At 37.9% G+C, this 13,042-nt stretch carries 11 protein-coding genes and 2 tRNA genes; 8 read left to right on the forward strand and 5 right to left on the reverse strand.

From position 1 onward, the window contains the following. Positions 1-20 precede the first annotated feature (20 nt). The 3 genes from FB2170_RS03025 to proS all read right to left on the reverse strand — a co-directional run bounded on the left by FB2170_RS03025 (position 21) and on the right by proS (position 1,872). Positions 21-95: transfer RNA gene (locus tag FB2170_RS03025), tRNA-Glu, on the reverse strand. A gap of 58 nt (positions 96-153) precedes the next feature. After that, positions 154-225, reverse strand: a tRNA-Glu gene (locus FB2170_RS03030). Positions 226-396: 171 nt separating this feature from the next. Beyond that, positions 397-1,872: a proline--tRNA ligase gene (gene proS / locus FB2170_RS03035; RefSeq protein WP_013305034.1), complete on the reverse strand. Its 1,476-nt coding sequence runs from the start codon at positions 1,870-1,872 to the stop codon at positions 397-399. A 95-nt stretch (positions 1,873-1,967) separates the two neighbouring features. On the opposite strand from proS, the gene FB2170_RS17135 reads away from it, so the two are divergent. Both FB2170_RS17135 and FB2170_RS03045 read left to right on the forward strand, forming a co-directional pair. Next, entirely contained in the window at positions 1,968-3,329 is a 1,362-nt protein-coding gene (locus FB2170_RS17135; RefSeq protein ID WP_193363980.1) for a hypothetical protein, read from the forward strand. A 38-nt stretch (positions 3,330-3,367) separates the two neighbouring features. Beyond that, positions 3,368-4,870, forward strand: coding sequence for an OmpP1/FadL family transporter (locus FB2170_RS03045; protein ID WP_013305038.1), 1,503 nt, complete (start codon positions 3,368-3,370; stop codon positions 4,868-4,870). Between the two features lie 52 nt (positions 4,871-4,922). Here the strand turns inward: FB2170_RS03045 and FB2170_RS03050 are convergent, their stop codons facing one another. After that, positions 4,923-6,353: a T9SS type B sorting domain-containing protein gene (locus FB2170_RS03050; RefSeq protein ID WP_041633009.1), complete on the reverse strand. Its 1,431-nt coding sequence runs from the start codon at positions 6,351-6,353 to the stop codon at positions 4,923-4,925. 125 nt (positions 6,354-6,478) lie between these two features. After that, complete coding sequence (locus FB2170_RS03055) at positions 6,479-8,287, reverse strand: T9SS type B sorting domain-containing protein (protein ID WP_013305040.1); 1,809 nt, start codon at positions 8,285-8,287, stop codon at positions 6,479-6,481. A gap of 137 nt (positions 8,288-8,424) precedes the next feature. On the opposite strand from FB2170_RS03055, the gene folE reads away from it, so the two are divergent. The 6 genes from folE (at position 8,425) to FB2170_RS03085 (ending at position 12,999) form a co-directional block, all read left to right on the forward strand. Further along, positions 8,425-9,105 (forward strand): GTP cyclohydrolase I FolE, encoded by a 681-nt coding sequence (gene folE, locus FB2170_RS03060; RefSeq protein ID WP_013305041.1) that lies wholly within the window; start codon positions 8,425-8,427, stop codon positions 9,103-9,105. Between the two features lie 15 nt (positions 9,106-9,120). Further along, entirely contained in the window at positions 9,121-10,602 is a 1,482-nt protein-coding gene (gene cysS / locus FB2170_RS03065; protein WP_013305042.1) for a cysteine--tRNA ligase, read from the forward strand. A gap of 40 nt (positions 10,603-10,642) precedes the next feature. Then, positions 10,643-10,882, forward strand: a complete 240-nt coding sequence (yidD, locus tag FB2170_RS03070) for a membrane protein insertion efficiency factor YidD (protein WP_013305043.1) — start codon at positions 10,643-10,645, stop codon at positions 10,880-10,882. A 98-nt stretch (positions 10,883-10,980) separates the two neighbouring features. Next, the gene (lgt, locus tag FB2170_RS03075) at positions 10,981-11,943 is read left to right on the forward strand and encodes a prolipoprotein diacylglyceryl transferase (protein ID WP_013305044.1); all 963 of its coding nucleotides are present in this window, start codon (positions 10,981-10,983) and stop codon (positions 11,941-11,943) included. A gap of 37 nt (positions 11,944-11,980) precedes the next feature. Then, positions 11,981-12,472, forward strand: a complete 492-nt coding sequence (locus FB2170_RS03080; RefSeq protein ID WP_013305045.1) for a DUF192 domain-containing protein — start codon at positions 11,981-11,983, stop codon at positions 12,470-12,472. After that, positions 12,469-12,999, forward strand: coding sequence for a GNAT family N-acetyltransferase (locus tag FB2170_RS03085; RefSeq protein WP_013305046.1), 531 nt, complete (start codon positions 12,469-12,471; stop codon positions 12,997-12,999). The genes FB2170_RS03080 and FB2170_RS03085 overlap by 4 nt, the downstream gene beginning before the upstream one ends. Positions 13,000-13,042 lie beyond the last annotated feature (43 nt).

Below are 13,042 nucleotides of genomic sequence, written 5' to 3' on the forward strand. Positions count from 1 at the left end.
TACTTCATCCTTTTTTTTCTTGGTAGCCCGTAGGGGAATCGAACCCCTGTTACCAGGATGAAAACCTGGCGTCCTAACCCCTAGACGAACGGGCCATTTTATACTGGGAACAACTAAATAATCAGTTTACCCCCTTATTTCAAAACAACCTTGTAGTCCGTAGGGGAATCGAACCCCTGTTACCAGGATGAAAACCTGGCGTCCTAACCCCTAGACGAACGGACCATTACTTTGCACAAAATGCGGATGCAAAAATACAATTATTTTTAACTATCGCAACACCTACTAATTATTTTTTTTCTTAATCTTAAAATTAAGTCTGAGCCATTGCTGTTTACTATTGTTTCCAGTAGCACCAATCTTAAATATCACCTATTTTAAGAGCTTAAACAATTTTTAGTACGCCTTAGCAAATAGTACTCTTCTTGACGAAGGTTTACCAGTAACCATACAACTACCTGAAGATGCATCATTCTCCAACGGAATACAGCGTATTGTTGCTTTTGTCTCCTCTTTTATTTTATCCTCAGTTGCAATTGAACCATCCCAATGGGCAGAAACAAAACCTCCTTTATCTTCCAGCACCTTTTTAAATTCTTCATAAGAATTAACCTCGGTAATATGCTCTTCCCTATACTTATGTGCTTTAGCATAAATATTCTTCTGGATATCTTCCAATAGAAATTCAATTTTTGATACCACTTCATCCTCAGGTATGGTAACTTTTTCAAAAGTATCGCGCCTTGCTACCTCATAAGTACCATTCTCCATATCGCGCTGGCCTATTGCCAGACGTACAGGCACTCCTTTTAATTCATATTCGTTGAATTTAAAACCTGGCTTATGCGTGTCTCTACTGTCATACTTTACAGAGATTCCTTTCGCCCTTAACTCTTTCACCAAAGGCCCCACCTTTTCCGAAATAGCATCCAATTGCTCAAGTCCTCTATAAATTGGAACGATTACCACTTGAATTGGTGCCAATTTTGGAGGTAATACCAAGCCACTATCATCGCTATGTGTCATTACCAAAGCTCCCATTAATCGCGTTGAAACTCCCCAAGAAGTTGCCCAAACATATTCTTGTTTACCTTCTTTGGTTGCAAACTTCACATCAAAAGCCTTGGCAAAATTCTGCCCAAGAAAGTGTGATGTACCTGCTTGCAAAGCTTTTCCATCTTGCATTAACGCCTCTATACAATACGTTTCTATAGCTCCAGCAAAACGCTCACTTTCTGTCTTGATTCCTTTAATAACAGGTACTGCCATATGATTCTCTGCAAAATCGGCATATACATGCATCATTTGTTCAGCCTCCTCAATGGCCTCCTTTTCTGTGGCATGGGCAGTATGCCCTTCTTGCCATAAAAACTCAGCAGTCCTAAGAAAAAGACGTGTACGCATTTCCCATCGCACAACATTCGCCCATTGGTTGATCAACAATGGTAAATCGCGATATGATTGTATCCACTTTCTATATGTATCCCAAATAATGGTCTCCGAAGTAGGTCTAACTATAAGTTCTTCTTCTAGTTTTGCATCTGGATCAACAATGATGCCTTTGCCACTTTCATCATTCTTTAACCTATAGTGGGTTACAACTGCACATTCCTTTGCAAAACCCTCCACGTGACTAGCTTCTTTACTTAAATATGATTTTGGAATGAACAACGGAAAATATGCATTTTCATGCCCCGTCTCCTTGAACATTTTATCCAGTCCGGCCTGCATTTTTTCCCATATGGCGAATCCGTATGGTTTAATGACCATGCATCCGCGAACCCCCGAATTTTCTGCTAAATCAGCTTTTACTACGAGCTCGTTATACCATTTGGAATAATCCTCACTTCTCTTTGTCAAATTTTTACCCATTATGCGTAGTTTGGCACAAAACTTGTGTTAATGTTATCAAAATAGTTCGGTAAAACTAACTATTTTTAACATGTTCAACAATAAAATTTGAAACGATGATACATTCTCTACCCCTATCAAGAATTCGCACCGCGACCCTTCTTGCCATTGCCGGCATATTGGTCGTTTCCTGTGGTTCTTACCAGCAAGCATCATATTATGATAATGATGGCATATACGAAGATGATAACGTTCGTGTTGTTGAAAAAGCACCGCAACAGGTAAAGAAGAAAAAAGAACACGACCCTTACTCAGATTATTTTGGCCAGAAGGCCGATGAATATGGTGAAATATTGGATAGCGAAGTGTTTACTGATATAGATTCTTATTCAAGTGAAATAGAACAGGATAGTCTTCCGCAAAAAGGCGAATTGACCGATTACTACAAACCCGAAAATGATTATGAAGGTTATGGCGGTTGGGGTGACAACTCCACTGGTGTTACCATTAATATTTATGACAATGGTTGGAACAACTGGGGCTATGGAGGCTATTATAACCCATGGATTTTAAGCAGTTGGAACAATTGGGGTTGGAACGCCTGGAGCCCTTATTACGGTTATGGATACCACGGATATAACCCTTGGCACTTCGGCTATGGGTATGGGTACGGTTACGGATATGGTTGGGGCGGCTATTATAGCCCTTGGCGTAATCCTTACTACGGTTACGGGTATGGTGGTTATTATGGTAACAGATACTACGGAAATAGATATTATAACCGATATGGCAGCTATAGAAATTATGCCTATAACAGAAGTAGACGAGGTTATTATAACACAAGTGGCATAGCTGGTAATAGCTCAGCCAGAAATCTTAGAGGAAGGTCTAATTTGAATACCAGAGGAACTTCACCTAGATATAGAAGCAATAGCACATCCTCAAGGATTGGTAGTACAAGAAGTAGTGCCAATACAAGAAGAACAAGCACTTACAGAAGTAATTCTACCGCTCGAAGAACTGTTGGTGTTGACCAAAACAGAGCTTATCGTACAAGTAGAAGTACTAGGACAACCCCAAGATATAATAGTTCATCCAGGAACAGTCAATATTACAGAAGCAGTACCCCTAGAAGTAGCACATATAGAAGTGGTTCTTCTGGAACTCGAAGCACTACAAGATCTTCTACTCCAAGAAGTTCTACCTACAGAAGTTCAGGTAGTCGTACTAGAAGTGGTTCTACATATAGAAGTTCTGGAAGAAGCACTAGAAGTTCACAATCTTATAGAAGTTCGGCGCCAAGGAGCAGTAGCTATAGATCAGGAAGCAAAAGTTCAAGTACTAGAAGCAGCGGCAGCTACAGAAGTTCTGGAGGTAGCTCCAGAAGTTCAGGCAGTAGCGCAAGAAGCTCTGGGGGCTCTTCAAGATCATCAAGTGGCCGGTCTTCTTCGGGCAGAAGCGGTGGTAGAAGACAATAAATCTGGATTATTCAAAAGAGACATTCAAAAAAAATAAGATGAAAAGATATTTAACTTTCATAGTGATTTTGGCATGCACCTTAGTAAGCGCCCAAAACATAAATGACGTATTACGATTCAGCCATGAAAATTTACAGGGAACAGCTCGCTTTCAAGGTATGAGTGGTGCATTTGGAGCTTTGGGCGGTGACCTTTCGGCTCTTAGTGTTAACCCAGCCGGATCTGCCGTTTTCAATAACGGTTTAGTTACAATTTCTGGCACCCATTACGAAATGGATAATTTGGCCAACTACTTTGGAACCTATTCCGGAATCAAAACCAATGATGTTGATATTAATCAATTTGGTGGTGTCTTTGTTTTTAAAAGTAACGGCAATTCCGATTGGAAAAAAATGGCAATAGCCATCAACTATGACATAGTTCAGAACTTTGATGATGAATTCAACATACAGGGGGATAGTAATCAAGGAATCGATAATTATTTTCTGAGTTTTGCCCAAGGGGTTCCTTTTGGTTCAATTTTACTTCAGGACGGAGAATATATTGAAGATGGTTATCTAGATATAGGTTCTAATCAGGGATTTGGTGATCAACAGGCATTTTTAGGATACTACGGAGGTATTTTAGATCCAGAAGACCAGGATGAAGCCACCACAACATATAATAGCAATGCATTGTACGACAATGTAAACCATAACTTTTTAAGATTAACCTCGGGGTTTAATAGCAAATTTACATTCAATCTCGCCTCACAGTATCAAGATAAGCTTTATCTAGGTGCATCATTGAACTTTCACACAATATTTTATGATCAAGTTGATGAATTTCGTGAAAATGGTTATGATACTTCCTCACCAATTCAGAATACAGATTTTTTCAATTTTCTACATACTGAAGGTTCGGGGTTCTCATTTACTTTGGGAGCTATAGCTAAGCTAAACCAAAGTGTAAGACTTGGAGGTAGTTATCAATCACCAACATGGTATCGCTTAACCGATGATTTTTCTCAAAGAATCGATTCTGACCTAGCTGATGATGATATCAATTTTATAAACTTTGATGTCGTTAACCTTTTCGAAGCATACACCATAAAAACACCTGCAAAACTTACGGGTAGTATGGCTTTGGTTTTTGGCAAGGAAGGACTTCTAAGCTTTGACTACGGCTATCAAGATATGTCACAGGCTGAGTTAAGACCAACAAGTGATTCAAGTTTCGCGACCATTAATTCAGAAATAGCCAATAATCTTGGCGCAGTATCTTCTTTTAGATTAGGTGGAGAATACCGCGTGGACCAAGTAAGTCTTCGTGCAGGTTACAGGTTTGAACAAAGTCCTTATTCCGACGGAAATAATATTGGTGATCTAACAGGGTATTCTGGCGGACTTGGTTACAACTTTGGGGGGAGTAAATTAGACCTTGCCGTAAATAGAACAGAGCAAGATTATAACATGCAGTTGTTTAACACTGGTATTACCACACCTGCCCTAATTAACAAAATAAACACAAATGTAACTTTAAGTTATACCATGAATTTCTAAAAGCAAAAACCCAATAAATTAAAAAAGACCGGTAAAACCGGTCTTTTTTAATTTATCGTTTTAATGTAAAGTGAGTCCGTAATGTCTTTGCAACCAAAGCACCACCATCATCACGTGAATATTCCATTTTAAACCAATAATCCGAAGATGGCATTGGTTTACCGTTAAAAGTACCGTCCCACCCTATAGTGGTCTCATCCAGCTGTTTTAAAAGTTTACCGTATCGGTCAAAAATGTGAACGACGGGATCGGTAAGGGTTTCAATACCAAGGACATTCCAAAAATCATGAAAGCCATCTGTATTTGGAGTAAAGAACTTAGGGTACCCCACCACTAAAAATTCTATAGGTCCCGAAGTCCCGCATCCATTTTTATCATTTACAATAACAGAATTCAAACCTGGGGGAACATCTATAAAAATTGGGTCGTCTTGAAATTCACCCCCATTGATTGCATATTCATAATCTCCATTACCAACAACATTGAACTCAACATTATTACGATCCGAAAGATCATCTAAAATTGTTACTTCGTTTCCTGGTTCAAGAGCTGGTATTCCATAAAAAGTGATTAAAATATCATCCGTCACGACTCCTGCTGAAAGACTAGGTTGCAATTCAACAAAGTATCGACCAGAATCTGGACTAGAAACTGTGAGTTCCGTTTCAGTCGGGCCATTTGCCAATACCGCATCAATAACACCGTCATCTTCATAGTCTACAGACCATATGACATTAGTAATATCAGGACCAGCGGGTGAGTTTAAAGCACTCAGGATAATATCAGGGTCACCTTCACAAGCCGTTATATCCAATCCTAAAAATTCATCTCTAAGGGTACAGTCCAAAGCATTATCCTGATCTGCATCAACAGAACTACCAGTAAAAGTCAAGGAAAAAGTTTCAGCATCACCATTAAAATTAGTATTGAAATTGTTGACTAATATATAATATACTTCTCCGGGAAGTACATCCAACCAATCATCATAAGTATTTTGACTACCCTTTACAAAAGGCCCTCCCGGAACACCATTCTCAGGATTAACCCCTATACCGGTAAAACTAGTGGTATTAACTTCGTAATTACATCTAATTGGTTGCGCTGTACCATTACTTATACTCCCACAATCAACATCTGGGCCATATACTGCAAAATCCCATTCAGCAGTCACAGTACCGACACCGCCCACTGGTAAAGCCTCTATATCAAAACCAACTTGACCTCCTGTTCCGGCCCTGAACACGAACCAAGATGTATTATTCTCAATATTCGCAGAACTAACACTTCCTTTTTCCAAACATCCGCTTTGTCGAATAAAATCTGGATCAAAATCATCAATATCCCCACCTCCATCCACCATTGGCATTATTGGCTGACCATCGGCACATACAGGAATTGCACTTCTACAATCCGGAGAGTTTTGGGCGTTCATCCCTATTGTAAACAGGAAAAAACAACAAACAACGCAAATTAGTGTTCGCATAGAATATGGGGCTAACATTATACTACTGATAAATAGTATAACTCTAGCACTATTCTTTTATTATAATTTAGCGAAAATTTACGTAGTTAATCGATAAAATGCATTGATCCTAAAAACAAATCGGGCTATCTTCTTAATGAGAAGTGATTATTGATGTACTTCGCAGTACTCCTTTGCCCAAGGTTATCTAAATAGGTCAATTTAAACCAATAATCAGAAGAAGGCAATAAGTTTCCATTAAAATGTCCATCCCAGCCACTATCTGTTTGACTCAACTGTTTTAACAATTTACCATAGCGATCGTATATAAATACAACAGGGTTTTCAAGATTAGAAATCCCAGCAATGTGCCATAACTCATTATTGTCATCCCCATTTGGAGTAAAGAATTTCGGAAAACCAACGACAACAATCTGTTCTGTTGTCGTTCCACAGCCATTTGTATCGTTAACCGTTACCGTATGCATTCCCGGTATTATATCTATAAAAACATTCGAAGTTTGAAAATCCCCATCATTTAATCGGTATTCAACATTGTTGGTCACATCGGTTATTATGCTAACAGTGTTATTATTTTGTAAATCCTCAATAAGAATATCTGTAATCACAGGTGTAGTTGACTCTGTCACATTTATTGTTCTTACATCACTACAACTTAATCCTCCTAACGAATTCGTTGCAGTAACCGTATATGTTCCTGCCTGTGTAATTACAATACTGGAAGTAATTTGACCAGAATCCCACATATATGTATAATTAGAATTTGGTGGGGAGAGCTCACCGATTGTAGTACTTGAATTTTCAGCACAGAGGTAAACCTCAGTTTCAAAATTCATTATTGGCGTTTCTAAATTGGTAAGTTGAAATTCTTCAGATGCATCAAAGCACATCGGATTATTTATAGATGTAACTCTAGTATATATGGTTTGGGAACCATTACCTGTTGTGTACTGTCTAGGCAATATATTTTGTCCGTTGGTTGCATCGGTCAATGACGAATGGTAACTCACAATAAATTCTGTGGGGTTTTGAACACCTAGTACTTCACTATCTTTTTGTGACAGATTATAAATCTCAGAACCAGAACATGAGGCATCATCAGTTATTGCGAAAGAGACAGGCAAAGGGGAATAAGCAACTTGAACATAGCTATTGATGTTATTGTTGGTCGGAGTTGCAACATGAACTCTATACGTACCTGAATTTGTTACTTGTAGGGTTGAATTGTGCTGCCCCATAACGGGTTGAAAACCGCTTCCAAGGTCTTCGTACCAGTCATAATTGATAGCGTCGGCTGTTGTGGCATCCAAGGTAACTATATCATTTTCACAAGCAGCAATAGGTGGACCCAGTAAATTATTGATGATTGAACAATCCAATGCGTCATAGGGATTGGTCACGAATATGTTACCCGAAAATTGAATTGAAAATCCAGAGTTATTATTACTGAAATTATTGATTAACAAATAATAGTCCTCTCCAAGTTCAACTTGAAGCCAATCTTCATATTGAATATTTTCAACATCTCCCGTTGGGTCTTGACCTACACCTACAAAGGCACTTTCATCTTGATTATCAAAAAAATTACACCGAATAGGATCCCCAAGATTATTGCAATCGCTAGTCTTGTAAAGGGCAAAATCCCAATCTTCTTCCGTATCAAAACCAATATTGAAACCCAATTGACCTGATGCGCCAGTTTTGAAACGATACCACCCTGAGTTTGATTCTATTGCACCTGTAGTGGTCTGTTCTAAACAACCGGTCTTCTGTGCCCCATTAAAATCATCAGAACCATAGCCCATTGTACCCCCATTAACTGGTGTATTATTACAGATGGGTATAGCATTGCCACAATCAGGGGCAATCTGAGCAAAAGCAGAAGAAAACCCTAACAGCAAAGCCAAACAGATAAAAACACTTTTTTGCCTCATCTAATAGTTCCAAACTTGGAGATTATAAAAATAATCAGCACTTTTTCTTAACACTAATTTATGTTGTGTAATGGCGTAATGGTGGTATAAAGTGCCATATTATGTATATCTTTGCCGTTCTGTAAAGTTATTTTTGAATGAAATTAGATAGTACATTGGAAGAGCATTTTGAGGACATGGGAAATGATCATGTCTCTTCGGCGGAAGACACCCCATTACGTGACGATGCTTTTGTTTTAAACGATGATGAAAAAATTGAACGTATTAAAGCGAATGTGAGAGAAATAATGCTCACATTGGGTCTCGATTTAGATGACGATAGTCTGAATGGTACACCTAATCGTGTTGCTAAAATGTTTGTTAATGAGATATTCGGTGGGTTAAACCCAAAGAGAAAGCCAAAATCATCAACTTTCAAGAATAAATACAAGTATGGTGAAATGCTGGTCGAAAAAAATATAACATTGTATTCCACATGTGAACATCATCTATTACCGATTGTAGGAAAGGCTCATGTTGCTTACATCTCTAATGGAACAGTCGTAGGTTTGTCCAAAATGAATCGCATCGTTGATTTTTATGCAAAAAGACCACAGGTTCAGGAAAGATTGAATATTCAAATAGTTAGAGAGCTTCAAAAAGTATTGAATACCGAGGATGTTGCCTGCGTAATAGATGCCAAACATTTATGCGTAAATTCCAGAGGAATCAGGGATGTCGAAAGTAGTACTGTAACTGCTGAATACGGTGGTAAATTCAAAGACGAAACAGTTCGTCGTGAATTTTTGGAATATTTAAATCTGGATACAAAATTTTAATCGTTTTCGCCTAAGATGCAATTGTACAAAGAACAAAAACTAAAAGTTTCCAACTCACTTACCGGAAAAAAACAAGATTTTGAACCTATTAACGAGGGTCATATAGGCATGTATGTCTGTGGACCTACCGTATATAGCAATGTACATTTGGGCAATTGTAGAACTTTCATGTCTTTCGACATGATATTCAGATATTTTAAGCATTTAGGCTATAAAGTACGTTATGTAAGAAATATTACGGATGCGGGCCATTTGGTTGATGATGCAGATGAAGGAGAGGACAAGATTGCCAAAAAGGCAAGACTTGAAAAAATAGAGCCGATGGAGGTCGTTCAGCGTTATACTGTGGACTTCCACAACATATTAGATCAGTTTAATTTTCTGCCTCCTAGCATTGAACCAACTGCCACGGGTCATATAATTGAGCAATTGGAAATCATCAAGGAAATTCTTAAAAAAGAATTTGCCTATGAGGTAAATGGGTCTGTTTATTTTGATGTAAAAAAATTCAATGAGAGTTTTGAGTACGGTAAATTGAGCGGAAGAAAATTGGAAGACATGATAGCCAATACACGTGAACTTACTGCTCAAAGTGACAAAAGAAGCCCTCAAGATTTCGCATTGTGGAAAAAAGCAGAACCACAGCATATTATGCGCTGGCCTTCACCTTGGGGTGATGGTTTTCCTGGTTGGCATTTGGAATGTACAGCTATGAGCACAAAATATCTTGGAGAGACTTTTGACATTCATGGAGGAGGAATGGATCTTAAATTTCCACATCATGAATGCGAGATTGCCCAAGCCGAAGCAAGCAATGGTCATTCCCCTGTAAATTACTGGTTGCACGCCAATATGTTGACCATGAATGGCAAAAAAATGGCAAAATCAACAGGAAACAATATTCTTCCAGGTGAAATATTCACAGGTAAAAATGATATCTTGAGTAAAGCATTTACTCCGTCGGTTGTTCGATTTTTTATGATGCAGGCACATTATACAAGTATTCTTGACTTAAGTAACGATGCGCTTCTGGCTTCTGAAAAAGGATATCAAAGATTAATGGAAGCTGTCGAAAACCTTGATGGTTTGGATGCCGGTGGGAAATCAGATTTCGATGTCATTGAATGGCGCCAAAAATGTTACGATGCCATGAACGATGATTTCAACACACCTATTTTGATTGCAAATTTGTTTGAAGCCGTTAAACATATTAACCTCATACAAGAGGGTAACGAAAGTATTTCGATTTCAGATAAAGAATTACTTCAGCAAACAATGAAAGGTTTTGTATTTGAAGTTCTTGGATTGGAGCAAAAAAATGAAAGTGGTCAAGATTCAAATAAACTTCAGGGCGTTGTTGAATTATTGATTCAACTTCGGAATGAAGCACGAAGCAATAAAGATTTTGTCACATCTGATAAAATTCGAGATCAATTGTTAGCCTTAGGCATTCAACTTAAAGATGGGAAAGAAGGTACTACTTTTAGCGTTTCTTAAACCCGCCTTATTCTTTCTGTAAAGCTTATTGACTTTTTGTATGGAAAATAGAATCACAGTGAAGAAAGTACTTATTGCACCTTTTGTTCTGTTGGTCAAGTTCTACCAATATGCAATTTCGCCATACACACCTGCAACTTGTCGCTATTCCCCTACCTGTTCACACTATACATTAGAGGCTTTGCAAAAACATGGTCTCTTTAAAGGAGGTTGGCTTTCTATAAAGCGTATTTTCAGTTGCCATCCGTGGGGAGGAAAAGGTTATGACCCCGTTCCTTAACACAATTCAAATGGGTTCATTTGAATATTTCAAATACCATCGAATCAATACCGAGTACTTTATTCTAAATAGCTATCTTAGCTTTTCAAATTTTACATATGCACTTTTTAGGCTTTATTTGGAACCCGAACGAAACACTGTTCAAAATAGGATTCCTTCAAATTAAATACTATAATTTATTGTGGATTATTGCCTTCGCCCTCGGATGGTATATAATGAAACGTGTATTCAACAATGAAAAGAAATCAGTAGAGCAGCTAGATTCCCTTTTTATACATGCAGTTTTGGCAACCATGCTTGGTGCCAGATTGGGTCATGTTTTCTTTTATGATTGGCCCTATTATAAAAACCACATTGCAGAAATCTTACTACCTATTCGTGAAAACGCTGGTGAGACCCTCTTTGGAATTATAAATGGTTATGAATTTACAGGCTTTACTGGCTTAGCAAGTCATGGTGCTGCGATAGGCGTAATTATTGGCATGTATCTATATACTAGAAAATTTCCTGAGTTTAAATTGCTATGGGTATTGGACCGGGTTGTTATTCCTGTTGCAATCGGGGCATTCTGTGTACGATTGGGCAATTTTTTCAATTCGGAGATCAATGGAAAAGTAACTGACGAATCTTTCATTTTCGCCACTAAGTTCATTCGTGATTCCGATGATATGCATCCTTCCAAAGCTTTGGGTGTCACCAAGGAAAAAACTGTTAATGCGGCATATGATGCTATTCAAAACAATACACAATTCTCAGAGTATCTGGCTCAAATTCCGTACAGACACCCAGCACAATTGTATGAAGGTGTTTGTTATATTTTTGTCTTTTTGCTATTATATTACTTATACTGGAAGACTGATAAGAAGAATAAACTGGGGTATTTGTTCGGACTATTTCTTGTATTGTTATGGACGATTCGTTTCTTCGTAGAGTTTGTGAAGAAAAGTCAAGGTGGTTTCGAGGAATCGCTGGGTCTATTATCTACTGGGCAATGGTTAAGTATCCCTTTCATTTTAATAGGTCTCTATTTTATGTTTAGGCCCAGTACAAAGAAGTCGTAAAAAAGGCATTCTTTCATTTATGCTTAATTCTGAATAAATGATAAAACTAGATAAGTTGTTTTTCACTGTTTTTGGTCTGTTTGTGTTTTTCTTTTCTTGCAAAGAAGATTCCAAAAAAATAATCAAAACCGAGATGGTGACTTTTACAAAAGAAGGTACGTTAGCCATTTATAAGGGCCAAACTGATTCTATAGTTGTTAATTTAGATATTGAAATAGCTGAATCTAGCTATGAAACCGAGACAGGCCTGATGTATCGTAAGAGTATGGCCAAAAATCAAGGTATGCTTTTTATCTTCCCCGATGTTCGGCAGCATTTTTTCCATATGAAAAACACTGAATTTGGCTTGGATATTGTTTTTTTGGATGAAAATCTAAAAATTGCCAGCTTTCAAGAAAATGCCAGGCCATTTGATGAAAAGTTATTACCCTCCCAAGTACCAGTAAAGTATGCTTTGGAAATCAATGCTGGACTATCTGAAAAATGGTTGTTGGAGATTGGTGACAGGGTAGAATTCAATAAATTATGAATTCTAGGAGCTACCTCTTATCAAACGAGGAATCGACAAGGTTACATTTTAGAAAAATACAACCTACGGATTTTGAATTATGGCTTCCTTTTTTCCAGGACCCTTCGAGCACCGAACACTGGAACGAAAAGACCATTGCACCAGATGAGGCTTGTCAACTGTGGTTTGAAAAAGTATTTTACCGGTACAAGAACAATCTGGGTGGCATGAATGCATTAATAGACAAAAAGACCGAGAATTTTATAGGTCAGTGCGGGCTACTAAAACAGACAGTAGACGAAATGGAGGAGATTGAAATTGGATATTCTCTCCTTCCTCTATTTAGAAATATGGGCTACGCAACTGAGGCAGCTCAAAAATGTAAGTCCTTCGCTTTCGAGAACGGACTGGCCAAATCCTTGATCTCCATAATACATGTTGAAAACAAAGCTTCTCAACAGGTAGCATTAAGAAATGGTATGTCAATTGATAAGACCACAACCTACAAAAACAATCCCGTTCATATCTTTCGGGTTAATAATCACTAATCCGTATTTTTTGTGGTGTATATAAAAAAAATAGAAAATACAG

The organism is Maribacter sp. HTCC2170 (assembly GCF_000153165.2).
Taxonomy (GTDB): Bacteria; Bacteroidota; Bacteroidia; order Flavobacteriales; family Flavobacteriaceae; genus Maribacter_A.